Source organism: Aquabacterium sp. (genome assembly GCF_029946005.1).
In the GTDB taxonomy this organism is placed as follows: Bacteria; Pseudomonadota; Gammaproteobacteria; order Burkholderiales; family Burkholderiaceae_C; genus Aquabacterium.
In genome coordinates this window covers 38,910-63,844 of the sequence record NZ_JAQSDR010000030.1, presented here as the reverse complement: position 1 = coordinate 63,844, position 24,935 = coordinate 38,910, and the positions used below count along the sequence as shown (strand labels likewise).

The following is a 24,935-nucleotide window of genomic DNA, read 5'->3' as shown; positions in this document are numbered from 1 at the left end:
CTGGTCCCTGTTTCAAGCATAAGGCGGATCCATGAATGATGGCGTTGTTTTGCGCAACCGGACCTTCGAAGAACTGAGCATCGGCGAGACCGCCTCGCTGGTGCGCATCGCGGGTCAAAGCGACATCGACTTGTTCGCGGCGATGTCGGGTGATGTGAACCCGGCGCACATGGACGCGGCGTTTGCCTCCAGCGACCCGTTCGGGCACGTGGTCATCCATGGCATGTGGACGGGGTCCTTGATCTCCGCCTTGCTGGGCACCCGCTTGCCGGGGCCGGGCACCATCTACCTGGGCCAGGACCTGCAGTTTCGCCACCCGGTGGTGCCGGGCGACACCATCACCGCCTCCGTCACCGTCAAGGAGAAGCACGAGGCCAAGCGTGTGGTGGTGTTGGACACCCGTTGCGTCAACCAGCACGGCGACGAAGTGTTGATGGGCACCGCGACCGTGATCGCACCGGCCGCTCCCATCGTCTGGCCCGCCACGACGCCGCCCGAGGTCTCGGTGCGTCGCCATGACCGTTACGAGGCGTTCATCAAGCAGGCGCAGGCCTTGCCAGCCCTGCGCACGGCCATCGTGCACCCCTGTTCGCCAGACGCCATCAAGGCGGCGATCGAGGCGCGCGACGAAGGTTTGCTGGACCCGGTGCTGTTCGGCCCCGAGGCCAAGATCCGTGCGGTGGCCGAGGCGGCCCAGGTCAGCCTGGAGGGCATTGAGATCCAGTCGGTCGAGCACAGCCATGCCGCTGCGGCGTTGGCGGTGGAATGGGGTGCGGCCGGCAAGGTCGCGGCCTTGATGAAAGGCAGCCTGCACACCGATGAACTGCTGAGTGCCGTGGTCGGGGTCAACTCGAACCTGCGCACCGACCGGCGCATCAGCCACGTCTACGCCATGGATGTGCCCGCCTACGACAAGCCTTTGATCCTGACCGATGCGGCCATCAACATCGCGCCGACGCTGGAGCAAAAGCGCGACATCTGTCAGAACGCCATCGACCTGCTGCACCTGCTGGGCATTGAGCAACCCCGCGTGGCCGTGCTGGCGGCGGTGGAAACCGTCAACCCCAAGATGCCCACCACCCTGGACGCCGCCGCCCTGACCGTCATGGCCTCGCGCGGGCAGATCACGGGCGCTTTGGTGGATGGCCCGCTGGCCTTCGACAACGCCATCAGCCTGGCGGCCGCCCGCACCAAGGGCATCAGCTCGCCGGTGGCGGGCCAGGCCGACATCCTGCTGGTGCCTGACCTGGAAGCGGGCAACATGCTGGCCAAGCAGTTGATGTACTTCGCGGGTGCCGATGCCGCAGGGCTGGTGCTGGGCGCGCGCCTGCCCATCATCCTGACCAGCCGCTCCGACAGCCTGCGCGTGCGGCTGGCCTCGGCCGCGCTGGCCAAGCTGGTGTCCGAGCGCAAAAAAGCCAAGGTGGTGTGAGCATGAGCGGCACCCCTTTGGTCCTCACCTTCAACGCCGGGTCGTCGTCCATCAAGATGGGCCTGTTCAGTGTCGTGAATGGGCAAACCACCCAGGTGGGCAAGGGCGCGATCGACCTGCGCGCTCACCCCCTGCGGCTTCAGGTCTCCGGCTCCGGCACGTCGCAAGACATCACCCTGAACGCCAAGCTCACCGAGGACCTGCACGAGGTGCTGGATGAAACCCTGGGCTGGTTCGCCTCGCATTTCAAGCTGGATGACCTGATGTCGGTGGGCCACCGCGTGGTGCATGGTGGGGATCGTTTCGACGGGCCCGTGGCCATTGACGACGACACGCTCGCCGCCATCACCGAGCTGGTGCCGCTGGCGCCTTTGCACCAACCGCAGGGCGTGCGCCTGATCCAGGCCATCCGGGCCTTGCGGCCGCGCCTGTTGCAGACGGCATCGTTCGACACCGCGTTTCACCGTTCTCAATCCGACCTCGTGCGCCGCTTCGCGATCCCGCGCCGGTACTTTGAGCAAGGCGTCAAACGCTATGGCTTCCATGGCTTGTCGTACCAGTACGTGGCGGGCGAGCTGGCCCGCCGCTTTCCGGCCTTGAAGAACGGCAAGGTGGTGGTGGCCCACCTGGGCAGCGGTGCCAGCCTGTGCGCGCTGCACGGTGGCATCAGCCAGGACACCAGCATGGGGTTCTCCACGCTGGATGGCATCCCCATGGCGACGCGTTGCGGGGCGCTCGACCCCGGCGTGGTGCTGCACCTGATGGGCCCAGGCGGCCTGAGCCTGGACGAGGTGGAGGATCTGCTTTACCACCAGTCGGGCTTGCTGGGCGTGTCGGGCCTCAGTGCCGACGCCCGCGCGCTGCAGGCCAGCGACCGGCCCGAAGCGCGCGAGGCGCTGGACTTGTTCGCCTTGCGCATCGCCGGTGAGGTGGCCCGTTTGGCGACCTCGTTGGGTGGCTTGGACGCCCTGGTGTTCACGGCCGGCATTGGCGAGCACCAGCCCGAGGTGCGGGGGGCGGTGAGTGAGCGCCTGGCCTGGCTGGGTTTGCAGCTGGATCCGCAAGCCAACGCCCGTCACGATGCCGTGATCAGTGCGCCAGGCAGTCGGGTCACCGTGCTGGTTCTGCCCACCGACGAAGAGCAGGTCATTGCCAACGACACCGTGGGCATCCACCACCAGCAAGCATTGAGGCCTTGATGCTGCCTCATGGGGCAGCCAGCAGTTGCTGGATGCGCTGTTCAATGTCGGCCTCATCGCCTTCGCCAAAGTGGGTGAACACGATGCGGCCTTGCCGATCCACCAGGTAGACGGCGGGCCAGTACTGGTTGGCATAGGCGCTCCAGGTCTGGTAGCGGTTGTCTTGCGCCACGGGGTAGCTCAGGCCATGGCGGCGGATGGCCTGGCGCACGCTTTCAGTGGACCGCTCGAACGCGAACTCCGGCGTGTGAACGCCCACCACCACCAAGCCTTGCTCGGCATAGCGCTCATGCCAGCGCTGAATGTGGGGCAGGGTGCGCACGCAGTTCACGCAGGCATGGGTCCAGAAGTCCACCAGCACCACCCGACCGCGCAGCGCCTTCATGGTGATTGGTGGGCTGTTGAGCCATTGTTCGATGCCGGTGAATTCGGGGGCCAGCGGCTGGCTGCGCTGGGCGTTGGCGCTGAGGGCGGTGCTGCTCGGTGGGTGGCTCGCCTTTGATGACCACGCCCTGCTCACCCAGGCGCTGGCTTGGGCGTCCAGTTGGTTGGCCATGGCCATGGCCGAAAAGACCACCAGCACGCCGCAGCCTTGTCTGAAGCGGGCCGCGTGTTTGCTGAAGCCGCGCACCTTGCCCGTCATTGCCTGGCCTCCATAGGCGATGGCCAGCATCGGCAGCCCGGCCCCCGCAGCGTAGGACAGCAGCAAGGGGGCGGTCTGCTGGGTGTCGGCCTGGCTGGCCACCAGGGCCAGGACAGACGCCAGCACCGGGCCTGCGCAGGGTGTCCACAAGGCCCCCAGCGTGGCGCCCAGCAGCAGTCCGCCCACGGGGGTGTGCTTCATGGTGGCCTGTCCACCCCAGCCCTGCGCCAGGTTGGAGAGGCGACCCAGCGGGGCCATGACGCGCTCGCCGAGCGATGGCCAGACCATCAGCACACCGGCCAGCAGCATGCCGCAGGCGGCGGCCAGGCGAACCGACTCGGGCGTGAGGCCCAACACGCGGGTGGAAGCACCAAACAGCAAGGCCACCGCGACAAAGCTCAGCACGAAGCCGATGATGATGAACACAGGGCGGGCGCGCCCCGAATGCTCGGCGGATACCCCCAGCAGCAAGGGCAACACCGGCAGCACACACGGGCTGGCGACGGTGGCCACCCCGGCCAGCCCCGCGAAGGCCAAGGGCCATGACGAAACGTCCATCATGGTTGCACCCGTTGCCAGATCTGCGTCTTGCCGAAGAGCGGCAGGCCGATGTAAGGGCGCAGCACCAGCTCACCTTGTGGTCCCACCGACATCTGGCAACGGTAGGTCTTGCCGTTCTCGCGGTTGTAGATCTGGCCCTGCCATCGCGAGGCGTCGTCCTCATCGGGTCGGAAGTCGATCAGGATCGTCATGCCCAGCGCGGGCCGCGTGTCCACGGGTTCCATCGTCTCCACACCGGGACTCATCGACCGGTTGGCCAGCACGCGGGTGGCGGTGCCGCACAAGGCTTGGCCGCAGGGCGCCACGGCCACCTCCAGGTTGCCGCTGGCCGTGATCCAGCGGCCACGCGGGTCGGGCGTGGCGGCGTGGGCGGCCCAGGTGCTCAGGCACAGCGTGGCGGCGGCGATCAGGCGCAGGCCCCGCAGGCAGGGTGGGTTCTGAAAAGAGAATGAAGGCATGAAGGGACTCCAGTGGTGTGAATGGCACCCTCATTACAGATTGGCCCGGTTGTGGGTGCATGTCTGGGCCCGCCTGTTTCGCAAGCCGACTTGTCCAGCGCCCCGGCAGACAAACTGCGATACAAAACTCTTGACGGCGAGGCGGGCCAGGCCGCCTGAAATGACCTTATGGTGTGGCCCATGGACCAACAAGATCACTTGCTGCTGGTGGATGACGACCGCCAGTTGCTCATGCTGCTGAGCGACTACCTGCAAGGCAGCGGATACCGCGTCAGCACGGCCTGCAATGCGCGCGAGATGCGCCAAGTCCTGGCCGGAGCCCGCATCGACCTGATCGTGCTGGACGTGATGCTGCCCGGCGAAGATGGATTGTCCTTGTGCCGCGACCTGCGGTCTCGTGATGCCTTGCAGATCCCCGTGTTGATGCTGACCGCGCGCAGCGACGAGGCCGACCGCGTGTTGGGCCTGGAGATGGGCGCGGACGACTACCTGACCAAGCCTTTCGCCACGCGCGAGTTGCTGGCGCGCATCCGCTCGGTGTTGCGCCGCACCCGCCTGTTGCCGCCCAATTTGCGGCCCGTGCAGCAGGCCCGGTGGCTGGCCTTTGGTGACTGGCTGCTCGACACCACCGCCCGCCACCTGGTCGACGACCAAGGCACCCTGGTCCTGCTCACCGGCGGCGAATACCGCCTGCTGCGCGTGCTGATGGAGCATGCCCAACGCGTGCTCAACCGTGACCAACTCCTGAATCTCACCCAGGGCCGCGATGCCGACCCATTTGACCGTTCCATCGACCTGCTCATCAGCCGCTTGCGCCAGCGGCTGCGCGATGGCTCACGCGAGCCCCGCTACATCAAGACCGTGCGCAATGAAGGCTATGTGTTCTGCGCCGAAGTGCGCGATCACGCGGGAGGCGCGCCATGAGCCTGTGGCCTAGCTCCTTGTTCGGCCGGGTGGCGGCCATCCTGCTGGCCGGTTTGACGGCGGCCTATGCCTTGTCGTACTGGTCTGTGATGCGCGAGCGCGCTGACCTGGCCGAGTCGATGATGCTGGCCTATGTGGGCCGCGATGTAGCCTCGTCGGTGGCCATGCTCGACCGCCTGCCGGCATCGGAGCGCGCCACCTGGCTGGGCAAACTCCAGCGGCCCAATTACCGTTTCACGCTTGATGGCCAGCCCCTGCCCCCACAGACCGATGCTGTCGGCGTGGCGCGCAGGCTGGCCGCCAGCCTGAACGCTGAACTGGGCCCCGGCCGCCTGTTGGGCGTGGGGGTAGAAGACTCCTCGCGCACGGTGTTCAGCCTGCGCCTGGCCGATGGCACGCCTTTGACCTTGCACCTGATGACGCCCCGCAAGATGGTGAGCATGACCACGGCGCTGATGCTCGCGCTCCAACTGGCCGTGGTGGGTACGTGCATCTGGTGGGGCGTGCGCGTGGCCACGCGGCCCTTGCGCGATCTGGCCAGCGCCGCCACCCGCCTGGGCGAGGATCCCCAGGCGGCCGAGTTGCCCGAGCGTGGCCCTGCTGAAGTGCGCCGCGCCATCGCCGCTTTCAACACCATGCAGCGGCGCATCGCGGCGCACCTGGCCGAGCGCCTGCAGATCCTCGCGGCCATCGCTCACGATTTGCAGACCCCCATCACCCGCATGCGGGTGCGCACGGACCTGCTGGCCGACGAGGCCCTGCGGGACAAGTTGCAGGCCGATCTGATCGACATGCAGCACCTGGTCGAGGATGGCCTGGCCTATGCCCGCACCGCCCATGCCAGCCTGGAGAAGATGCAAGCCCTTGACCTGCATGCCTTGCTGGATGGCCTGGTGTGCGACTACCGCGATGGGGCCCGCCAGGTCGACCTGCTCGGCCCCAGCCACCTCACCGTGACTACGCGTCCTCAAGCCCTGAAGCGCATCGTCATGAACCTGGTGGACAACGCCTTGAAATTCGCAGGTGAAGCACAGGTGGTGGTGAGTCAGGTCGAGGCGGCCGTGGTCATTGAAGTCCTGGACCGGGGGCCCGGCATGCCCGAGGACCAGTTGTTGGCCGTCCTGCAGCCTTTTTACCGTGTGGAGGGCTCCCGCAACCGCGAAACCGGGGGCAGCGGCCTGGGCCTGGCCATCGCGCACCGTTTGAGCGGCGCCCTGGGGGCCACCTTGAGTTTGCACAACCGACCCGGGGGTGGTTTGCAGGCTCGCCTGGCCCTGCCTGCCCAAGGGCGGGTTTGAACAAGGCATGATGCCGAGGGTGTCAAACCGCCCTGAACCCATCCCCGCCGAGGCGGACACGCGCGCCCAGCGCGGCTCGCTGGCCTACCGCAAGATCAGCCTGGCGCTCTTCTTGGCCGGTTTCGCGACCTTTTCGCTGCTCTACTGCGTGCAGCCTTTGCTGCCGACCTTTGCGCAGGACTTCCGGGTGAGCCCGGCGCAAAGCTCCTTGGCCTTGTCCCTGTCCACCGGCTTTCTGGCCGTGGCCATCCTGTGTGCGAGCGCGGTGTCCGAGGTGCTGGGGCGCCGGGGCCTGATGTTCGGGTCCATGTGCGCCGCAGCCTGCCTGAACATTGTGGCTGCGCTGGTGCCCGATTGGCACGCCTTGCTGTTGGCCCGCGCTTTAGAAGGGCTGTTGCTGGGCGGGGTACCGGCCGTGGCCATGGCCTACCTGGCCGAAGAAATGCACCCCAAGGGCCTGGGCCTGGCCATGGGCGTGTACGTCAGTGGCACCGCCTTTGGCGGCATGATCGGCCGCGTGGGCATGGGCGTGCTCACCGAATGGACCTCCTGGCGGGTGGCGCTGGCCACCATGGGCGTGGTCGGTCTGCTGGCCGCAGTGGGGTTCATCGGGCTGCTGCCACCGTCTCGGCATTTCGTGCGCCGCCCGGGTTTTGACGCGGGCTACCACCTCAGGGCCTGGGCCCAGCACCTCAGCCGCCCCAGTCTGCTGCTGCTCTTCTGCGTGGGTTTCCTGATGATGGGCGCCTTCGTCACGGTCTACAACTACGTGGGTTTTCGCCTGATGGCGGCGCCTTTTGGCTTGAGCCAAACGGCCATCAGCCTGGTCTTCATGGCTTACCTGTTTGGCATCGTGGCCTCGTCCACCGCGGGCGCGCTGGCCGACAGCCTGGGGCGCCGTCCAGTCATGACCGCTGGCATCGCGATCGCAGCCCTGGGCCTGGCCCTGACCCTGTCTCACTCGCTTTGGGGTGTGATGGGGGGCATCGTGGCACTGACGATCGGCTTCTTCATCGCGCATGCCGTCGCCAGTGGCTGGGTGGGTCGCCTGGCGCAGGGCCACAAGGGCCACGCGGCCTCGCTGTACCTGCTGGCGTACTACCTGGGCTCGAGCGTGATGGGGTCGGCGGGCGGCTGGTTTTGGGTCGAAGGCGGCTGGCCTGGCGTGGTGGCTTTTGCGGGCGCCTTGCTCGCGCTGGCTTTCCTGGCCGCCCGGCGGCTGCAGGCGCGTTGAATCGGGAACGACGCTTGCCCCTCCTGTGAGATCCAACGGAGAACCATCATGAGCCAGAACACTCACAGCCGAGGCGGCGGCGACCGCCTGCGCATCAACTTCAACGAAGACTACGAGGTCAGCCACTGGACCCGGAAGTTCGGCATCTCGCGCGAGGTGCTGAAAAACGCCATCGACGAAGTGGGGGACCGCGCCCATGACATCGACGAGTACCTGCAGGAACAGGAAAGTTCCGGCCATTCGCATTCAAGCTGAAGCGCAGATCAGACCGGGTCAATGCCAGTTCTTGCGTTCTAAGGCGAACGTGAACTGAGGGCACAATCGCGAATCCCCGGGGCGGGCTGACCGAGATTGGTCGGCGCTGGCGGCAATCAGCATGCCCAGGGCGGCAATTTGACCTTATTTTGTGGGGAAAGTGCTCATCGATCGGTGAACACAACTCGTTACCATCCCCCGCAAACCAGCACTACCCGTCATTCATGAATCCCAATTGCGCCGAACGCCTCGCGTTGTACGACCAGATCGAAGCCGAATTTGAAGCCATCAAGCAGCGCTACCGTGCCAAGCTGGGCCCCGCCGACGTTGCCTACATCAAGGGCCTGCGTCTGAAATCACGCCTGGCTGAATTGGTCGGGCGGGGTCTGCTGTGGATCAGTCCTGACCCGATCACCTTCGGTTTGGGGGTGGCCTTCACCTTGCTGCACCGCAACCTCGAATCGATTGAGATCGGGCACAACGTGCTGCATGGGCAGTACGACAGCTTTGCCGAGATCCCGCAATTCCACTCGCACAATTTCAAGTGGAAGGCCCCGGTCGATGAAGAAGGCTGGCGCCGCGAACACAACGGCCTGCACCACGTGCACACCAATGTGTACGAGATGGATCCCGACCTGAACCACGGCATCCTGCGCATGAACGACAAGCAGCCGTGGAACAGCATGCACCGCTGGCAGGTGCCGATGTACCTGTTCTTCGCCTACCCCATCGTGCTGTACGGCTTCAACGCGCAGAACCTGGGCTTTCGCCAGGCCTACCGTGCCGAGAAGTTTCCCCTGGGCAACGAGGGCTATGCGCCCGTGCACCACCCGGGCGTGACCGACGCACAGCTCAAGCGCCGTCATTGGTTGTCGATCAACCGCGTGCTGTTCAAGGAATACCTGCTCTTCCCGCTGCTGGCGCTGGCCACCGGCTACTCCTTCTGGAAGGTGATGCTGGGCAACATGCTGGTCGACGGCATCAACAACTACTGGATCAGCCTGACCATCCAGGCCACGCACCTGACCGAGCCCCTGCAGCCCGAAGATGCGCTCAAACACAAGGGGCACTGGTACCTGACGCAGTTGGATTCGAGCGTGAACTTCAAGGGCGGCCGCACCATGAGCATTTTGTGGGGCCACCTGAACTACCAGATCGAGCACCACCTGTTCCCCGACATCCCCTCGCGCCACTACCCGGACATCGCCCTGGAGGTGCAGGAAGTCTGCCAGCGCCACGGCCTGCCCTACAAGTGCAACCCGACCTGGTTCCACGCCATCCGCAACTACGTGGCGGTGATGTGGAAGTTTTCTTTCCCGCCCAAGGCGGACGCGAACCCGCAAGCCGCCGATGGTGGGGCTCGCCATGCTTGATCGTGCCCTGGCCCGCGTCAACGGCTGGGCGCTGGATTCGGTTCAACCCCAGTGGGTGGACTACGTGGTCAGCAACACCATGACCGACTTCAACCGCTGGTTCAACGGTTTCTTATGGACCTACGAGCTCAAGGCGCTGGTGGAGCAGGTCATCGACGAAGCCCCCGGCGTGAAGACCTTTGTGCTGCGTCCCAACCAGCATTGGCGCGGTTTCCAGCCCGGCCAGCACGTCGAGGTCTTCCTGCCCATCGCAGGAGAAACGGTTCGCCGTTACTACAGCCTGTCGGCGCTGCCCAAGGGGCGCTTCAGCATCACCGTCAAGCAGACCGAGAACGGCCAGGCTTCCCGGTGGATGCACCAGACATTGCGAGCTGGCATGAACCTGAAGATTGGCCATCCCCAAGGCCGTTTTTGCCATCAGGGTCAGGCCAAGGTGCTGTTCTTGTGCGCTGGCTCAGGCATCACGCCCTGCCATTCCATGGTGAGCGCCTTGCTCACGCAGCCCGAGTCCGTGCGCCCCGACATCCAGGTGATGGCCCAGTTCCGCCAGGCCTCCGAGGTGATCTTCTGGGAGACCTTGCAGCAATGGGCCCAGGACGGCGTGAAGGTCACCACCGCACTGAGCGGCCTGACGGCGGAGCAAGTGTGCTTACCCGACCTGGCGCCGAGGCTGGACGCGGCGCAGCTTCAAAAGCATTGCCCCGATCTGCTCGATCGTGACATCTACCTGTGCGGCCCGACAGGTTTCATGGATCAAATGATCGAGCACTTGCGCAGCCTGAATGTCGATCTGGGCCGTGTGCACACCGAGCGTTTCGTGGTGGCCGAGCCCCCGGCGCTTTCTGGCGCGGCGTTCGAGACCGCTGGGGCGGAGGTCTTCTTTCAGCACCTGAACACCCGCATCACCTTGACTGAGGAAGACCAGGGCAAAACGCTGCTCCAACTGGGCCTGGACCACGGCGTGTTGCTGGAATCCGGCTGCTGCCAGGGCATGTGCGGCACCTGCAAACTGACCGTGCACGAAGGTCAGGTCAGTGGCAACTTGCTGGGCAAGGCGGTGTACCTGTGCACCGCTTACCCCGCATCGCGCAACTTGGTGCTGGACGCCTGAACTTCGCCGGTCGGTTCATGCCTTGCGGCGTGCGGCGATGCCCAGGGCCAGGAGCCCAGCGAACACCAGGCCCCATGTCGAGGGTTCGGGCACAGGCGCGAGCATGTACGCGTGCCACTCGACACCATTGCGCCTAAACAAGGCGCCGCCGACAATCTCGCCCTTGTTGTTGATGTCCAGCACCGAATCGAAACTCACCAGCGATCTGAGGGGGTCGTTGGGGTCGATGAGGCTGTCAATGTCCACCATGCCTGACTCGGCGGTCCACAGGAATGGGCGCCGTTCCAGACCGTTGCCACCGATCCAGCCCACGACCTGACCGGCGTCATTGATCGCGTTGGCCGAACTCAGGGCATCAGGTTCGACGCCCGCCAAGGTTCCCAGGTTGAACGCAAGGCCATCGCGCCAAATGATGGCTTGATCATTTTTCGAGCCCACCACGGCGCCATGGTTGTTGATGTCGTAGGCATAGCTGTATCCCCAGTCCATGGGATCGACCAGGTCAATGGCCTGGCCGTTCTGCCAAAGCGTGGCGTGGTCGGAGAAATCAGGGCCCGCGCTGTAACCGACCACTTGGCCGGCATCATTGATGGCATTGGCGTAGCTGTAGGCAAAGGCGTTGGGGGCCGTGCCGATGGAGGCCAAGTGTGTGGCTGTGCCGTTTTGCCAAATCGTGGCTTGGGGAGCCTGAGCCCCGGCCGAATAGCTGTGGCCCACGATCTGCGCGGCATTGTTGACACCCTTGGCAACGCCCTGCCCAAGGTCAGTGACTTGCCCCTGATGCCAGGCCCTGGCGTGGAAGGAATCCATCTGGCTGCCATTGCCCAAAGGGCTGAAATCACTGTACCCGACGACAACCCCAGAGTCATTGACGCTGGTGGCAAAGCGGTTGTATTCGAAATCTGGCAAGCCAAGTTCAGCGGGCGCGCCGTTTTGCCAGACCGACGCACGCCGAGCGGTGCCTGGCGTGACTTGGCTCCAGCCCACCACCTGGCCGGAGTTGTTGATGCTGGCCGCCGCGCTGGCGCTGTTCGGGCTGAACTGACCATCCACGACGCCAAGATCGACGATTCGATAAAGGGGCAATGCGGCCGAAACCGACGTCGAGGCAATGAAAATGGCCATCGCGCCCATCAACTGCGTTTTTTTACTGACCCTGGTGTTCACTTTTATAGACCCTGCACTTAGGTGAAAAGGTAATCGCAGTCTAACCAGGGGCGGGGAACGTGCCTAAATGATTGTCACAACTGTGACCATTTCCCCATACATGAGGGGGTCTCCACTGGGGCGTTTGGCCGCTTTTGCGCATGGTTTGTATTTGTTGGTAACAAGGTGCGCTGTTGTGTTTAAAACGGCATGCCGATTGCGTCCGCCAAGCTCCACTCAGCGTGGCGAGTGGTCGGTCACCAGGTCATCGGGCACCAACAGGGCCAGCAATTCAGGGATGTTGATCGGCTTGGTGAGGTGGGCGGTGAAGCCCGCCTTCTTGCTCCGCAGCACGTCGGAAAGGGCGCCGCTGCCGGTGGCGGCGATGAACACGCAGCTGGGCTCGACCTTGAAGCGCAGGTGGGCGGCCAGTTCGTAGCCGTCCATGTTGGGCAGGCCGATGTCGAGCACCACCACATGGGGCTCGAACTGTTCGGCCAAGGCCAAGGCATGTTCGGCGGTCACGGCGGAGCGCACCTCATGGCCCTCCAACTCCAGCAGAGCGACCAGCGCATCCACGGTGTCCGAATGATCATCCACAACCAACACGCGCCTACCCATCTCGACCACCTTGAACCACCAAAAACATCGCCGGATTTTAACCCTGCCCCATGGGGCTACTCAGAAGCCGCGCACCTTGAGGTCGCGCGCCACCTGATGGTAAAAATCAGCGGCCGGTCCCTTGTAGGGGGCGGCCTCCTGGTCCCAGGGTTGAGGGGCGTAGAGTTTGTCATTGCGGCCACTGAAGTACATGTGGTGGTAGCCGCGCCCCCACAAGGTGCCGTCCAGGGTCTTGACGTGGTGGAAGTTGGCGGCCGTGTTGGCGTACTGCTGACGCTTGACGCTGACGTAGCCGTCATTGGCGCCACTGCTCAGCGTGATGCCGGCGAAGAAGAGGAAGTCCTGGGTGAACGTGCCGCCCCAGGCCGGAAGCCAGTTGTTGATTTTGGCCCCATAGCTGAAGTAGTCGACTCCGTTGTTTGCTTCCAGCTCGGGCGGGACCACGTCAGCCCAACGCGCTTGCTCAATGCCCAGGTAGTCCATGAGCTGCTGCCACTTGGCGGTGGCCGACGCCCCTTGCTGCGCCAGGGTCGGTCGCATGTATTGCGGGCTCAGGTCGAACAGGGAGTGGAGGGCTGATTTGTAGCGGCCTTCGGTGTCGAGGTTGCATTCGGCGCCGCGGCATTGTTCGCCCAGCACGTAGGTGTCGCCGCCATCGGTGGTGCGCTTCCAGCTGGTGTCGTTGACCGTTTGATCGCCGATCATGGCGATGGCTTGTTGGTAGTTGGCCCAGTGGCCACCCAGGCTCAGGGACAGGAAGTCGAGTGCCAGAGAGGCGGATTCGGCCCCCCCATCTTCACCGGCCAGGCCGACCAGGGCCGCCACCTTGGTGTTCAGGGTGCCCAGGGCTGGATTGTGGTCGTCCACCAGCAGCTTGGCGGTCATGTAGCGGGCGTCCTGCACGCCCTGAGACAGGCCGATGAGGATGACCTTGTCAGCGTGTTCGCGGGCCAGGGCTTCGTTCACCGTGTTGCGCAGCGAGCGAGCCCGCACTTCGTAAGACGCGAAGGCTGGCTTGTCGGCGATGTAGACGGCGTTGCCGCAGGTGTCCCGCAGTCGATCAACGATGGCCTTGCTGAAGTAGCGGTGGTAGCTGCGCACATCGCGGTGCAGCGAGCCATCGACTCGGTTGGTGTTGCGAGGCGGCAGGTCTTCCTCGCTGGCGGGTACGCGCCATTCGGCGCAGGTCGGCTGTCCTTGGGTGTCTTGGATTTTTTGGGTGCAGTATTTGGCGTAGTCCTCTGTCTGCACGCAAGACGCGGGGCCGGTGGCCGCGGCCCGCTCGGAGCAGATGGCGCGTGCCGACCAGTGGTGCGACAGTACGATGGGGTAGCGCAGTTTGCAGCTGGCGTCCAACGCGGGGGTGGCCTGGGCGCTGGTGAAGCCCAGGCTGCCCAGGGCCAGCATCACCCAAAGTGATTTGATCAATGACATGTGGTTTCCTATTGCGGGGCTGATTCGAAGAAAATGTCGCGGTAAGCGACGTAACCTGTGATGACCAGGACCGGCAGCAGCGCCAGCCAGCCCAGGCCGAGAGGGATGGTGGCCACCACGGCCCAGAAGATGTAGCTCAGGAACCAGACCACGGAGGCCGGGATGTTCTTGAAGCAGGCCTTGCAGCTCATCAGCAAGGCTTGCGGCACGGGCACGTTCCTTTCGTGGATCAGGTAGGGCGCGAACAGGATGGTGCTCATGGCCAGAGCCATGGCCGCGAAGTAGCCCAGCACCAGCATGCCCCCCGCCGAAAACACCTGTTGCATCGCCAGCTGGCGCTCCATCACGCTGCCCAGGAACATGGCCGTCACGCTGGCCGTGCTGAAAAGGAAGACCACGCCCATGCTCAGCATCGTGATCAGCAGGTACAGCAAGCCCGCCGTCAGCAGCGCGCCGGGGCGGCGCTTGAGTCCGTCGAACACCTGGCTGATCTCAAAGCGGCCATCGCGCAACTGGCTGAGGGCGCAGGAGCCCAATCCGGCCATGGCGATCGGGAAGACAATCGAGGTGAGCAGGTTCAGCAAGGGGATCATGGACACGACCACGAGCAGGACGAAGGTCATCAGCAAAACGCCCCACCAAGCGAACGGCTGGGCTTTGAAAGGGCGCCAGGCCACGCCATACCAACGCCAACCGGCCCCGGCCTGGCAAGTGCGACCCTCGGGGTTGAACTGGTCGCCGTCCAGCGGCTCGCCGACGGGGATGTCGCGAACTTCGGTGCGGGGCGGCGCGTAGTGGTTGTGTTCTGGCATGTAGGGGCTCCCTGAGGGCGGTGGTTCGTGATCATCCACCGACTTCGTGTCAAATACAGGCATGGAACACCCGAACGACACCGAGCAGCGCCTGACGGACCTGGAAATCAAGGCCAGTTTCACCGAGGATCTGGTGGACAGCCTGAACCAGATCGTGGCTCGACAACAGCAGCAAATCGACCTCCTGATGGCAGAGGTGAGCCAGCTGAGGCGCCAGGAACCCGACGGCGGGGTCGGCGGATTCCGCAGCTTGCGCGACGAGCTACCTCCGCACTACTGACACCTGGGCATCCTGGCGCCGGGCCACCTTGCCCAGGTCCATTCTTCGCGGCTGTTCAGGACCCGTCTCGGACGGGCTTGTGCTTTTCGGCAATGCGCTTGACCCGGCGTTCAGCCGCGCTGGTGACCAGGAAGCGTTCCAGGGCGTTGGCATCGGCCAGCACCTGTTCGCCTTCAATCTGGCAACGGGCCTGCAACTGGCTCAGCGCGGGGGGCGGCATCGACTTTTGAACCTTTTTGGCGGTGTCCAGCAACTGGTCGGCTTGAGGCTTGCGCAGGCCATCTTGGTACGCGATGCCGATGATGGCGAACCCGCTTTCCGTCAGCTTCAGCAGCTCGGCCTGCACGCTGCGATCCCCGCTTTTGAGCCGCGCGGCCAAGGGTTCGGCCTGCGTGGTCAAGGCCGCGACGCAGGCGGCGCGGTGCTCGTGAGAGGTGTCGGCGGCCAGGGCTGTAGTGGCCATCATGCTGATCAAGCAGCAAGCCAGTGTCTGTCGGTCGCGGTAAAAGGTCATCAAGGCTCCGGTGCCGCATCAAGACGGCGAGTGAGCTTCATTTTGCCTCCTGGCAACTCTTTCAGGTCATGGAAGGCATCAGGGCCGCTGGCAGGTTCACCATGCCCTTGCGCATTTCCCGGGACAGCTGATGGCAGGAAGCCAGGGCCAAGTACGCGCGCTCGTCGGTGTCCAACGCTCGTTCGACGGCCGGCAACAAGAAAAGCCTTTCGCGCTCGTTTTGCAAGTTCAAGGTGGCGCAGAGCACCTCCAGCGCGGCGTCCAGGCCGACCAATTCCACACGGCGGGCCATCAGGTCGGACAACAAGGACCGGATCTCCTCGTAGTGGACCGAAAAGGTATCGGGCAAAGACGCGCCAGTGAAGGTGCGCAACATGGGCAGCACGGTTTTTTCAACGATGGCCATGTGTCCGTTCAAAGAGAGGTAAAGGTCGTTGGTCAACTCTTGCTTGTGGCGGAAATCCCGGGTACTTTGTACCTTGTTCACCAAGTCTCTGAGGACATCGATGTCCTCGGTCAGGACAGGTATCAGGTCGTGGTGCATGCTGGCCTCCCAGGGCATGAATGGTTAGACAGGGTCGTTCAGCAATCGCCGTGCCTGCCACCCCTGTGAAACCAATGGCAACGTTGACACAGGAATGAGGATTGCTCCTTTGTTGACAACAGCGCCTGAGGGCGCCCTCATCGGCAACCAGGAGCAAACCATGCCCACCGACACCACCGACACCACCGAAACTCTGGAAGACGGCGACGCCGTGCAGGCAGGCGACCGCCTGCAGCCGGAGACCATGCCAGCGCAGCATCTTGACGACCACCCCGGCCTGGAAGCGCAGTTGCAATTGAAGCCGCAATTTTTGGCACCGGGCTACAAAGGCAGCAACAAGCTGGCCGGTAAAACGGCCTTGATCACGGGGGGCGATTCGGGGATCGGGCGCGCTGTGGCGGTGCTCTTCGCGCGCGAAGGCGCCAGTGTCGCCATCATTTATCTGAACGAGCATGAAGACGCGCAGGAAACCGCTCGCCTGATCGAGCAGGAAGGGCAGCCCAGCCTGTTGATCGCTGGCGATGTGAAAGACCCGGATTTTTGCGTTCGCGCGGTGGAAGACACGGTGGACACGTTCGGCAAACTGGATGTGCTGGTCAACAATGCCGCCTTCCAGCAGCACACGCATTCGATCGAGTTGCTGAGCGAGGAGCGCTTTGACGAAACCTTGCGCACCAATGTGTACGGCTACTTCCACATGGCCAAAGCGGCGGTGCCGTATTTGCAAGAAGGCGCCTCCATCATCAACACGGGGTCGGTGACGGGCCTGAATGGCAGCGCTGATCTGCTGGACTATTCCACCACCAAGGGCGCCATTCATGCCTTCACGAAGTCACTCGCGCAGAATCTGTTGGACAAGGGCGTCCGTGTGAATGCGGTGGCGCCAGGGCCGGTCTGGACTCCGCTGAACCCGGCCGATCTGTCGGCGGACCAGGTCGAGGACTTTGGCAAGAAAACGCAGATGAAGCGGGCAGCGCAGCCCGAGGAAATCTCGCCTGCCTATGTGTTCCTCGCTTCGCCCGTGTGCTCGGGGTACATCACCGGCATCGTCTTGCCCATCACAGGCAGTGTGGGCGCGATCTAAAAAAAGCCCTGGCCAATGAACCCGGCCCCGCCTTGTTGAAGGGCGGGGCCGGGCTTTTTGGGCGGTCCGACGGGCGCCGTTAAGCCATGGCGTCGGCTTCCTCTTCGTGCAGCTGCAGTGTGATCACCAACAGGCCCTGCTCGTCGATGTGGGCTTCGACGCTGCGCGAATCGACCTTGTTGAGCAAGTCGATTGACTCGCGGAAGTGGCTGGAGGAGTGGCCGTCTTCCGAGAAGTTGCATTCACCCGAGACCAGCAATTGGCCATCGCGGATCTCGACCTCGATGCTGTTCTCGGTAGCACCGGGCAGCATGGCGGTGACCTGCACCGATTGCCCTTCGCGCGAGACGTCGATGTCCGGGCTCCAATCAGCGGGCTGCTGGGGGACCAGCATGTGACGCCTTTCAAGCCCGCCCCACATGAAACTGCCAAAGCCAGCATCGAACTGCTCCGTCAAGCGCCGCATCTGCTTCAGCGGCGTCACGAATGCTTGCACCATGGAGTTGATCCAGACGCTGGCTGCGCGGTCCAAATTCTTTCCCAGGGCTTGGGCAAATTCGCGGTTGATGGCCAAAGGCGATTCGGCGTCGGGCTTGATCATGGCGTAGGCCGGGCCCAGCAAATCGGCGCCGACATTGGCGTCGGCGTCTTCCTTGTGCTGGTCACCACCACCGCTTGGCAGCCCGGCCTCGGGCTGGCCTTGCAGCAGTTTCACAAAGCGGTTCAGGTCGGCTTCAATTTCCTGCGTCACCTCCTGCACCGTCGTTTCGGTGCCGACGCCGTTGGGGTAGTGAACGCTGACGGTGACTGCGGTGTGGTGATCGTCAACGGGGGTGAAGCGCACCGTGGCGTTGCTTCGCACGCCTTTCATCGTTTGCCAGGAGATGACCTTGTTTTCTTCCTGTTCGGTGATCTCCGTGTCATGGGTTTTCCCCATGAAATCCGGAAAGCTGGAGAACTGCGACCACACGTTGTAGACATCTTCAAGAGGGGCGCTCACTTGGACGGATTGTTCCAGGTTGATGGTCATGTTGGTTTCCTAAAGTTGATGGGGGACTGCTGCCTGTCAGGAGGGGCAACTGCCATTCCCGCGCTCGTCTGGGACGCGGTTGATCCGGGCAGGCACTCCGCGTAACTTTTTCCGAAAAACATTCCTGTCCGCGCTGCCCCTTGCTCAGGTTCTGCTGGGTTGCCGACAGGGCGATGGCTTCTCCGATTTGATGGTTTGCTGTATGCGTATACAGTTGAGGCATGTTGCCGGACTCCCCCCCAGCCCCCCTCGGGCGTGCCCACCGAACCCGGTTGATGCAGATCTGGCGCTCGGCGGGTTGGCCCTGTCGCGACGCGATTGAGATCGACCTCCTGGCCGCTGGCCTGGCGTCACTGCGGACCACGCCTGAAGGCCGCGAAACCCTGCACCTCACCGAGGCCGGTGTCCAGTGCTTGGCCCTGGCCCGTCAGCGAAACCGCCGCGCCTTGAGCGCCCACGATCGTTTGGCAGAGAAAGTGGCGTTGCAGTTGATGAACGCCGGGCGGGTGGTGTGGCGCGAGCTGTCCTTGCGCGCCCGGGTGGAGGGTGAGGCCGAAATGCCAACGGCACCCTGTTCGTTGGAGCTGGCGCCCGCGGCCTTGTGGCCCAAGCACGAAGCCGCCATTGAGGGCAAGGCGTCTTGGCGCATGGCGCGCCCTGATGTGTTCTCGGTGCGCAACACCTCGGTGCAAGCCTACTTGCAGCCGGTGGTTCACGAGGTCAAGGCCAGCCGCGCCGACCTGCTGTCCGACCTGCGCCACGAGGCCAAGCGCCAGTCTTACCAATGGCTGTGCTGCGAGTGTCATTACGTGTTCCCGGCAGGCATTGCCGACCCTGCAGAAATCCCTCCGGAGTTCGGGGTGTGGCTTTGGCACGGTGACCTGGATGGCGGGCAGCTCGAGGTCGCCCGCCCCGCACGGCATGTGGCCTGCGACCTGCCTTTCGCGGTGTGGATGGCCCTGGCCAAGGCCACGCCGCTGCGAATCGAGGGCGATGAGCCGACGCAGGCCAGCCTGGGTGAGGTGGGCGATTGAAGTACACGGTGGCGGTCCGGGCCTTATGCGAGTTCACCGCCAAGCAGGGCGACCTGGACCTGCGCTTCACGCCCTCGCCCACCGCGCAAGAGGGCATCGCCGGCCACCAGTTGGTGGCTTCGCGCCGGGGGCCGGGGTACGAGTCCGAAATCAGTTTGAGTGGCGAGCACCAGCACTTGCTGGTTCGTGGTCGGGCCGATGGTTATGACCCGCAGCTGAACCGCCTGGAAGAGGTCAAAACCTTCCGGGGCCGTCTGGACCGCCAGCCCGACAACCACCGCCAACTGCATTGGGCACAGCTCATGGTCTATGGCTGGCTGCTGTGCCAAGCGCGTGGCCTGAGCGAGGTGGAGCTGGCATTGGTGTATTTCGACATTGGCTCGCAGGACGAGACCATGTTGTGCCAACCTTGCACCGCCGCGGTCCTGCAAGAGCACTTTGAAGCGCAATGCGAGCGCTTCCTGCACTGGGCCGATCAGGAATTGGCGCACCGCACCGCCCGCGATTGGGCACTCACCGCTTTGCCGTTTCCGCACACCGAGTTCCGAATCGGTCAGCGCGCTTTGGCCGAGGCGGTCTACAAGGCCAACAGCGCAGGTCGCTGTCTGATGGTTCAGGCCCCCACGGGCATCGGCAAAACCATCGGCACGGTTTTTCCCTTGCTCAAGGCCTGCCCGGCCCAAAAGCTGGACAAGGTGTTCTTCCTGACGGCCAAGACCTCGGGGCGCGGTGTGGCCTTGAGCGCGCTGGCATTGATCAAGTGCAGCGCGCCCGCCTTGCCTTTGCGGGTCATTGAGCTGGTCGCCAAAGACAAGGCCTGCGAACACCCCGACAAGGCCTGCCATGGCGCCTCCTGCCCTTTGGCGCAAGGCTTTTACGACCGCCTGCCGCAGGCCCGCGCGGCCGCCGCCGCGGCCGGCACCCTGGACAAGGCCACGCTGCGCACGGTGGCCCTGGCCCACCAGGTCTGCCCCTACTACCTGGGCCAGGAAATGGTGAAGTGGAGCGATGCGGTGGTGGGCGACTACAACCACTACTTCGACCTGAACGCCTTGCTGCATGGCTTGGCCGTGGGCCAGCCCTGGCGCGTCAGCGTGCTGGTGGACGAGGCGCACAACCTGGTCGAGCGGGCCCGCAAGATGTACACGGCGGCCTTGAGCCAAGCCAGCCTGGGCGCGGCGCGCCGTTCGGCACCGGTCCCGGTCAAGAAAATGCTCGACCGCTTGCACAAGGGCTGGAACGCCACTCACCACGGTCAACTGGACGACTACCAGGTGCATGCCCAGCTGCCCGAGGCCTTCATGTTCAAGCTGCAGCAGGCCACCAACGCCATCACCGAACACCTCAGCGAGCACCCCACCCTGGTCGATGAAGCCTTGCAGAACTTCTACTTCGAGGCCTTGCACTTCACACGCCTGAGCGAATCCTTTGGTGAGCATTCGCTGTTCGACATCACCAAGGGCGGTAAGCAGTCCACCTTGTGCATTCGCAACGTGGTGCCCGCCAGTTTCCTGCGGCCGCGTTTTGCCAATGCGCACTCGGTCACTTTGTTCTCGGCCACCTTGCAGCCTCAGCGGTTCTATGGCGACTTGTTGGGCCTGCCCGACAGCACCGCGTGGATCGATGTGGACTCGCCTTTCAGCCATGAGCAATTGGCGGTTCAGGTAGCGGCCAACATTTCAACCCGCTACCAGCACCGCCTGGCGTCCTTGCCCAAGGTGGTGGACGTGATGGCCCGGCAGTACGGGCAGCAGCCCGGCAACTACCTCGCTTTTTTCAGCAGCTTCGATTATCTGGACGAGGTGGCCGCTTTGTGGGCCGCGCGCATGCCGCAAGTCACCACCTGGAAGCAGTCACGGCGCATGAGCGAAGGTGACCAGGCCCAGTTCCTGGCGCGCTTCACCGAAGACGGGCAGGGCATGGGCTTTGCGGTGCTGGGTGGCTCGTTCGCCGAGGGCATTGACCTGGCCGGGCAACGCCTGATCGGTGCCTTCATCGCCACCCTGGGCTTGCCCCAGGTCAACCCGGTCAATGAGCAGATCCGCCTGCGCATGGCCGACCTGTTTGGCGATGGCTACGCCTACACCTACCTGTACCCCGGTTTGCAAAAGGTGGTGCAGGCGGCGGGACGCGTGATCCGCACCCAGACCGACCGGGGTGTGGTGCACCTCATGGACGACCGATTTGGCCGACCCGAGGTGCGCAGCTTGTTGCCCGGCTGGTGGCGGGTCAGCTGCTGAAAGCGATGCGCTTGCCCGATCCGGGTGGCGTGCAGGTGTAGGTCACTTCCTGACCAGGGACGCCAGCCAGTGAGCGCAGGGCCGCATCACTGCGCCGTGTCCCATCCACGGCCACGAAAGCCGCGCCCGCCACGTCGTACACATAGCCGCGCCTGGTGCCAGCTTCAACCACCTGGGCCACCAGTTCGCATTCGGTCACGTTGCCGCCCAGTTCCTTGGACACGAAGGGGGTGCGGGCGCGTTGGATGAGCAGGTCGATGCGCGGGTTCACGGCCACGGGGTTGTAAGACGCCAGCGTGACTTGCTGGCCCACGATGGGCGCCAGGTCGCTGTCGAAGGCGTGCATGTAGTCCGCCACATCGCGGCGCGTGGCGTCCGGGTTGATGAGCGGGAAGCCCGAGTTCAAGGTGGGCTGGAACACGCGGACCGTGAAGAAGTGGGCCAACAAGTCCACCGTGCCATCGTTGATGAAGCCGTAGCCCCTGACCTGGGGCCCCATGAAGCCCGAACCAGGCGCGCTGGAGAAGGGCACCGCAGGTGTGCCGAAGCGCCCGACCTTGGTGTACATGTTGCGCAGGTGCGGGATCTTGAAGATCTGCGAGTTGCCTTCGAAACTTTGATCGCCACCCGTGCCATACAGGCCCTTGGCCGGATCCACGGTGTGGCAGCCATTGCAGTTGTTGCTGGGCGTGATCGACGTGCCATCGGCCCGCAGGATCTTGAAGCCATCTGAAGGACGGTCGCCAAAGTAGAACTCAAAGCCGCGCTTCTGGGCCGGGGTCAGCGAGTTGTCCAGGTTGCGAATCGGGTTGGGCGGCAGTTGCACCGCGAGTTGGAAGTCCGCGAAGGTCTGCATCTCCGCCTCGCTCATCGGGGCCGGGTTGCCGAGCAGGCCTTCAAACGCCACCGAGAAGTTCTTGAAGGACAGGTTCGTGTCGGTGGCCGAGGTGCCAAAGGCGCCCACGGCGCGGTCGCCACGCCAGTGCATGGCGCCTGCGTTGACCATGCCGCGCAGGGTTTGCGTGGTCATGGGGCCCTTGATGGGATGGAAGTCCTTGGGGTCATCGCTGCCGTTGATCTTGTTCTTCACGCCGAAGATGAGCTTGGCGATCGGGAAGGCGAGGTCGGAGGTGAACCGGCTGGGAATGGGGCTCTTCGTGACCAGGCCATCGGGGTCACCCAGGTCCCAGGCCAGGTCGTCGGTGTCGCCGAAGGTGTGGCAACTGGCGCATGAAGCTTCGCCATTGGCCGACGAGCGCTGGGCGTCATACAGGAAGGGGCGCCCAGCGATGATGTTGGCGGGTTCGGGATTGACCAAAGGGGCTTGGGCAATCTCGGTGCGTGTGGCTAGGTTGACCACCTTCACCGCATTGTCGAAACGAGTCATCACGTACATGCGGCCGCGTGCTTCATCGAGCACCACACCGCTCGGTCCGCCGCCGCTCACATTGATGTAGTTGGCGCTGGCGGTGCGTGGGTTGAAGGTATTGGCCTCCAGCTCGGCCGTGTCGAACACGCCAATGCGGCTGGAGCCGTAGGCGGCCACGTACAGGGTGCGGCCATCCTTGGTCACGGCCATCTCCAGGGGGCTGGCCAGGCTGTGGTTCTTGGTGGTGGGGTCAAAGCCAGGATTGGTGACCAGCTTGCTGTAGTCGATGTGCTTGTTGAGGTGGCGCGGTGACACGGTCGAGCCGGAGATCACCGTCACACGCGCCATGGCCAGCTTGCCCTGCACCGTGGAGCCGCCGAACTTGCCCGAGCCTTCAAACCGGGTCATGTTGTTGGACTCGGTGTTGGTCACGTACAGTTTGCCGCTGACGGGGTTGGTCACCATGTTGAACAGCACGGTGCCCACGTGGGGAAAGGCCACCTTCTCGGTCAAGGCGTTGGCATCGACGGCGAACACGTCCTTGTCGGGCAGGGTGAACTCGACGGCGGGGTTCCAGTTGCGGCCCACCTCGTCTTCCCAGCGCTTGGTGGCGTTGTTGTACTTGACCAGCATCCCGGTCTTGGGGGCGGGCTTGCCTTCGGCATTGGTCTGCGGGCCCAAACGGCCGCCGGGCATGAGCTTGCCTTTGACGAAGCAGGGCATCTTCAAATCGAAGCTGTCGCAGATCACCTCTTCATTGAGCGACGAGGTTTCGTTGCCTGACTTGAAGGCGGCCACGTAGACGGTGTTGCGGTCCGGGCTGACGGCCAGGGCGCGCGGCGTGTCGGCGAAGAAGCTCATGATGCGCAGGGGAACGCCACCCACGGCGTAGCTGCCCACGCTGGCGGGGTTGAAGACCCAGACGTCGGCGCGGCCGATGCCGGCGGTGGTCAGCTTGGGATCACCCGCGCCGGGCACGTTTTTCAGCGAAGGGTCCATGCGCTGCTGGCCCCGGTGCGCCGTGGTGATGAAGGCGCGGGCAGGCGAGCCGGCGAAGACGATGTCGCGGGGCTCGTCGCCCACCAAGAGGGTCTGCGTGACCCGGGGAGCGCCGTCCAGCTTGACGATGCTGACGCTGTCCGACAGGTGGTTGACCACCCAGACTTCGTTGTTGCTGCGGGCGGCCACGGCCACCGGCTCCAGGCCCACGGGGATGCGGGCGAGCAGTTGCAGGCCGTTGCTGGTGATGTTGAACACATCCAGCGTGTTGTTCGGCGTGTTGACGGCGAACAAGCGCGTGCCGTCGGGCGACTGGGCCAGGGGGCGCACATGGCCGCTTTCGAAGGCCAGGAACGAGGGTGAGGCCGCCTGCGCGCCAGACCACAGGAGCGCGGTCGACAGGACGGAGAAGAGGAAGGTCTTGCGCAGCGCTTGGCGAAGGGGGGTGGGCATGGAGAAATTCCTAAAGCTTGTACGGCAAAGCAGCCATGGGGTGCTTTGACTTTAAGCAAGCGCCAAGGGTGGCGTAAGGCGGGAAGCGCGGGTTTGTCGGTTCAGGGCCACCGCGACCCCCTCATTTGAGCAGGGGGAATCCACCTGCAGTCATATAACGCGACACGGGCAATCCCTAGTGTTTGGTTTTACGGCCCAGCGGTAGCACTTGTTGGCCGACCACGAATGCTTCACCTTCGGGCTGTGCGGCCGGGTCGATGGCGAAGCCCCCCGTGAACTCGCCAAACGCAGGCAGGGTGAGCACGCCTTGGTGCAACCAGAAGATGGGCAAACGCAGGCGGTCGGTGCGGCTTCGCAGAGTCAGCACCGGGTGCACATGGCCAGCCAGGGCCAGGGTGTCAGGGGCTTGGCCGCTGCCCGGTTCGGGCGGGTGGTGGACGCCGCGCAAGAAGCCGCGGGCATAGGGCTCAGTGCTCGACTCGATGCCGAATGAGGCCTGGACGCGGCCGGCGTGCAGGTCATGGTTGCCTTCGATCACCTGGCAGTGCAGGTGTGGATGACGCTGGCGCCAGTGGGACAAGGCTGCCAGGGTGCCGCTGGCGTGGCTCTCTTTGGCGTGCAAGAAATCGCCCAACACCACCAGGTGTTCGGCTTGGCAGCGGTCCAGCGCCTGAGACAGCCGGGCCAGTGTGCCGGTGGTGGTGCCTTGCGGCACGGGCAAGCCGCGCGCGCGGAACACCGCGGCCTTGCCCAGGTGCACGTCGGCGACGAAGAGCGTGCCGGTGGCGGGGTCGAAAGCCGCGCGTTCGGGCATCAGTTGCAGGCTGAGCCGCGTTGGCGGGTCGCGCGGCCAGTTCAGCGTGTGGTCCATGCGTGGGTCCATGGGG

Annotated in this window: 23 protein-coding genes; 12 read left to right on the top strand and 11 right to left on the bottom strand. The window is 64.3% G+C overall.

From position 1 onward, the window contains the following. Nucleotides 1-31 precede the first annotated feature (31 nt). Both PSV38_RS14445 and PSV38_RS14440 read left to right on the top strand, forming a co-directional pair. Complete coding sequence (locus tag PSV38_RS14445) at nt 32-1,432, top strand: bifunctional enoyl-CoA hydratase/phosphate acetyltransferase (RefSeq protein WP_300548564.1); 1,401 nt, start codon at nt 32-34, stop codon at nt 1,430-1,432. A 2-nt stretch (nt 1,433-1,434) separates the two neighbouring features. After that, nucleotides 1,435-2,631: an acetate/propionate family kinase gene (locus tag PSV38_RS14440; protein WP_300548562.1), complete on the top strand. Its 1,197-nt coding sequence runs from the start codon at nt 1,435-1,437 to the stop codon at nt 2,629-2,631. A 7-nt stretch (nt 2,632-2,638) separates the two neighbouring features. Here the strand turns inward: PSV38_RS14440 and PSV38_RS14435 are convergent, their stop codons facing one another. Further along, on the bottom strand, nt 2,639-3,832 hold the full coding sequence (locus tag PSV38_RS14435; RefSeq protein ID WP_300548560.1) for a cytochrome c biogenesis protein DipZ: 1,194 nt from the start codon (nt 3,830-3,832) through the stop codon (nt 2,639-2,641). Further along, nucleotides 3,832-4,293 carry a DUF2147 domain-containing protein gene (locus PSV38_RS14430; RefSeq protein WP_300548558.1) on the bottom strand — a complete coding sequence of 154 codons (462 nt, stop codon included), beginning with the start codon at nt 4,291-4,293 and terminating at the stop codon, nt 3,832-3,834. Before PSV38_RS14430 ends, PSV38_RS14435 begins: the two co-directional genes overlap by 1 nt. A gap of 180 nt (nt 4,294-4,473) precedes the next feature. On the opposite strand from PSV38_RS14430, the gene PSV38_RS14425 reads away from it, so the two are divergent. The 6 genes from PSV38_RS14425 (at nt 4,474) to PSV38_RS14400 (ending at nt 10,488) form a co-directional block, all read left to right on the top strand. Beyond that, nucleotides 4,474-5,217 (top strand): response regulator, encoded by a 744-nt coding sequence (locus PSV38_RS14425; protein WP_300548556.1) that lies wholly within the window; start codon nt 4,474-4,476, stop codon nt 5,215-5,217. Beyond that, nucleotides 5,214-6,515, top strand: coding sequence for an ATP-binding protein (locus PSV38_RS14420; protein WP_300548554.1), 1,302 nt, complete (start codon nt 5,214-5,216; stop codon nt 6,513-6,515). The genes PSV38_RS14425 and PSV38_RS14420 overlap by 4 nt, the downstream gene beginning before the upstream one ends. 40 nt (nt 6,516-6,555) lie before the next feature. Further along, entirely contained in the window at nt 6,556-7,749 is a 1,194-nt protein-coding gene (locus PSV38_RS14415) for an MFS transporter (RefSeq protein WP_300548773.1), read from the top strand. Between the two features lie 48 nt (nt 7,750-7,797). Next, nucleotides 7,798-8,004: a DUF3606 domain-containing protein gene (locus PSV38_RS14410; protein WP_300548553.1), complete on the top strand. Its 207-nt coding sequence runs from the start codon at nt 7,798-7,800 to the stop codon at nt 8,002-8,004. A gap of 224 nt (nt 8,005-8,228) precedes the next feature. Next, nucleotides 8,229-9,377, top strand: a complete 1,149-nt coding sequence (locus PSV38_RS14405) for an acyl-CoA desaturase (RefSeq protein ID WP_300548552.1) — start codon at nt 8,229-8,231, stop codon at nt 9,375-9,377. Further along, on the top strand, nt 9,370-10,488 hold the full coding sequence (locus PSV38_RS14400; protein WP_300548550.1) for an iron-sulfur cluster-binding domain-containing protein: 1,119 nt from the start codon (nt 9,370-9,372) through the stop codon (nt 10,486-10,488). The genes PSV38_RS14405 and PSV38_RS14400 overlap by 8 nt, the downstream gene beginning before the upstream one ends. A 15-nt stretch (nt 10,489-10,503) precedes the next feature. Here the strand turns inward: PSV38_RS14400 and PSV38_RS14395 are convergent, their stop codons facing one another. From PSV38_RS14395 to PSV38_RS14380, 4 genes are all read right to left on the bottom strand, one after another. Beyond that, complete coding sequence (locus PSV38_RS14395; RefSeq protein WP_300548548.1) at nt 10,504-11,613, bottom strand: PEP-CTERM sorting domain-containing protein; 1,110 nt, start codon at nt 11,611-11,613, stop codon at nt 10,504-10,506. A gap of 258 nt (nt 11,614-11,871) precedes the next feature. Then, nucleotides 11,872-12,234 (bottom strand): response regulator, encoded by a 363-nt coding sequence (locus tag PSV38_RS14390; protein WP_300548547.1) that lies wholly within the window; start codon nt 12,232-12,234, stop codon nt 11,872-11,874. Between the two features lie 81 nt (nt 12,235-12,315). Beyond that, a complete protein-coding gene (locus PSV38_RS14385) occupies nt 12,316-13,689 on the bottom strand; it encodes a hypothetical protein (RefSeq protein WP_300548545.1) in 1,374 nt (457 codons plus the stop codon). A gap of 8 nt (nt 13,690-13,697) precedes the next feature. Continuing rightward, nucleotides 13,698-14,501, bottom strand: coding sequence for a BPSS1780 family membrane protein (locus tag PSV38_RS14380; RefSeq protein WP_300548544.1), 804 nt, complete (start codon nt 14,499-14,501; stop codon nt 13,698-13,700). 61 nt (nt 14,502-14,562) lie between these two features. Here PSV38_RS14380 and PSV38_RS14375 point away from each other — a divergent pair, with 61 nt between their 5' ends. Continuing rightward, nucleotides 14,563-14,781 (top strand): SlyX family protein, encoded by a 219-nt coding sequence (locus tag PSV38_RS14375; protein WP_300548542.1) that lies wholly within the window; start codon nt 14,563-14,565, stop codon nt 14,779-14,781. Between the two features lie 55 nt (nt 14,782-14,836). Here the strand turns inward: PSV38_RS14375 and PSV38_RS14370 are convergent, their stop codons facing one another. Beyond that, nucleotides 14,837-15,295, bottom strand: coding sequence for a hypothetical protein (locus tag PSV38_RS14370; protein WP_300548540.1), 459 nt, complete (start codon nt 15,293-15,295; stop codon nt 14,837-14,839). A gap of 61 nt (nt 15,296-15,356) precedes the next feature. Next, nucleotides 15,357-15,839: a hypothetical protein gene (locus tag PSV38_RS14365; RefSeq protein ID WP_300548538.1), complete on the bottom strand. Its 483-nt coding sequence runs from the start codon at nt 15,837-15,839 to the stop codon at nt 15,357-15,359. A gap of 160 nt (nt 15,840-15,999) precedes the next feature. Between PSV38_RS14365 and PSV38_RS14360 the strand changes: the two genes are divergently transcribed. Beyond that, on the top strand, nt 16,000-16,923 hold the full coding sequence (locus PSV38_RS14360; RefSeq protein ID WP_300548536.1) for an SDR family oxidoreductase: 924 nt from the start codon (nt 16,000-16,002) through the stop codon (nt 16,921-16,923). A 79-nt stretch (nt 16,924-17,002) separates the two neighbouring features. On the opposite strand, the gene PSV38_RS14355 is transcribed toward PSV38_RS14360, so the two are convergent. After that, nucleotides 17,003-17,953, bottom strand: a complete 951-nt coding sequence (locus PSV38_RS14355) for an Hsp20 family protein (RefSeq protein WP_300548534.1) — start codon at nt 17,951-17,953, stop codon at nt 17,003-17,005. A gap of 275 nt (nt 17,954-18,228) precedes the next feature. Here PSV38_RS14355 and PSV38_RS14350 point away from each other — a divergent pair, with 275 nt between their 5' ends. Next, nucleotides 18,229-18,987 (top strand): hypothetical protein, encoded by a 759-nt coding sequence (locus PSV38_RS14350; RefSeq protein WP_300548532.1) that lies wholly within the window; start codon nt 18,229-18,231, stop codon nt 18,985-18,987. Then, nucleotides 18,984-21,227: an ATP-dependent DNA helicase gene (locus tag PSV38_RS14345; protein WP_300548530.1), complete on the top strand. Its 2,244-nt coding sequence runs from the start codon at nt 18,984-18,986 to the stop codon at nt 21,225-21,227. Before PSV38_RS14350 ends, PSV38_RS14345 begins: the two co-directional genes overlap by 4 nt. Here PSV38_RS14345 and PSV38_RS14340 read toward each other — a convergent pair. Continuing rightward, nucleotides 21,217-24,048 (bottom strand): hypothetical protein, encoded by a 2,832-nt coding sequence (locus PSV38_RS14340; protein ID WP_300548528.1) that lies wholly within the window; start codon nt 24,046-24,048, stop codon nt 21,217-21,219. The genes PSV38_RS14345 and PSV38_RS14340 overlap by 11 nt on opposite strands. Before the next feature lie 175 nt (nt 24,049-24,223). Further along, a complete protein-coding gene (gene pdeM / locus PSV38_RS14335) occupies nt 24,224-24,919 on the bottom strand; it encodes a ligase-associated DNA damage response endonuclease PdeM (RefSeq protein ID WP_300548526.1) in 696 nt (231 codons plus the stop codon). Nucleotides 24,920-24,935 lie beyond the last annotated feature (16 nt).

What these genes read in the sequence shown, in the direction of transcription:
- PSV38_RS14365 (WP_300548538.1), bottom strand. Translation starts at nt 15,839, where the DNA reads ATGCACCACGACCTGATACCTGTCCTGACCGAGGACATCGATGTCCTC.
- PSV38_RS14425 (WP_300548556.1), top strand. Translation starts at nt 4,474, where the DNA reads ATGGACCAACAAGATCACTTGCTGCTGGTGGATGACGACCGCCAGTTG.
- PSV38_RS14405 (WP_300548552.1), top strand. Translation starts at nt 8,229, where the DNA reads ATGAATCCCAATTGCGCCGAACGCCTCGCGTTGTACGACCAGATCGAA.
- PSV38_RS14350 (WP_300548532.1), top strand. Translation starts at nt 18,229, where the DNA reads ATGCAGATCTGGCGCTCGGCGGGTTGGCCCTGTCGCGACGCGATTGAG.
- PSV38_RS14340 (WP_300548528.1), bottom strand. Translation starts at nt 24,048, where the DNA reads ATGCCCACCCCCCTTCGCCAAGCGCTGCGCAAGACCTTCCTCTTCTCC.
- PSV38_RS14445 (WP_300548564.1), top strand. Translation starts at nt 32, where the DNA reads ATGAATGATGGCGTTGTTTTGCGCAACCGGACCTTCGAAGAACTGAGC.
- PSV38_RS14410 (WP_300548553.1), top strand. Translation starts at nt 7,798, where the DNA reads ATGAGCCAGAACACTCACAGCCGAGGCGGCGGCGACCGCCTGCGCATC.
- PSV38_RS14375 (WP_300548542.1), top strand. Translation starts at nt 14,563, where the DNA reads ATGGAACACCCGAACGACACCGAGCAGCGCCTGACGGACCTGGAAATC.
- PSV38_RS14435 (WP_300548560.1), bottom strand. Translation starts at nt 3,832, where the DNA reads ATGGACGTTTCGTCATGGCCCTTGGCCTTCGCGGGGCTGGCCGGGGTG.
- PSV38_RS14395 (WP_300548548.1), bottom strand. Translation starts at nt 11,613, where the DNA reads ATGGCCATTTTCATTGCCTCGACGTCGGTTTCGGCCGCATTGCCCCTT.
- PSV38_RS14385 (WP_300548545.1), bottom strand. Translation starts at nt 13,689, where the DNA reads ATGTCATTGATCAAATCACTTTGGGTGATGCTGGCCCTGGGCAGCCTG.
- PSV38_RS14380 (WP_300548544.1), bottom strand. Translation starts at nt 14,501, where the DNA reads ATGCCAGAACACAACCACTACGCGCCGCCCCGCACCGAAGTTCGCGAC.
- PSV38_RS14400 (WP_300548550.1), top strand. Translation starts at nt 9,370, where the DNA reads ATGCTTGATCGTGCCCTGGCCCGCGTCAACGGCTGGGCGCTGGATTCG.
- PSV38_RS14360 (WP_300548536.1), top strand. Translation starts at nt 16,000, where the DNA reads ATGCCCACCGACACCACCGACACCACCGAAACTCTGGAAGACGGCGAC.
- PSV38_RS14430 (WP_300548558.1), bottom strand. Translation starts at nt 4,293, where the DNA reads ATGCCTTCATTCTCTTTTCAGAACCCACCCTGCCTGCGGGGCCTGCGC.
- PSV38_RS14370 (WP_300548540.1), bottom strand. Translation starts at nt 15,295, where the DNA reads ATGACCTTTTACCGCGACCGACAGACACTGGCTTGCTGCTTGATCAGC.
- PSV38_RS14355 (WP_300548534.1), bottom strand. Translation starts at nt 17,953, where the DNA reads ATGACCATCAACCTGGAACAATCCGTCCAAGTGAGCGCCCCTCTTGAA.
- PSV38_RS14440 (WP_300548562.1), top strand. Translation starts at nt 1,435, where the DNA reads ATGAGCGGCACCCCTTTGGTCCTCACCTTCAACGCCGGGTCGTCGTCC.
- pdeM (WP_300548526.1), bottom strand. Translation starts at nt 24,919, where the DNA reads ATGGACCACACGCTGAACTGGCCGCGCGACCCGCCAACGCGGCTCAGC.
- PSV38_RS14420 (WP_300548554.1), top strand. Translation starts at nt 5,214, where the DNA reads ATGAGCCTGTGGCCTAGCTCCTTGTTCGGCCGGGTGGCGGCCATCCTG.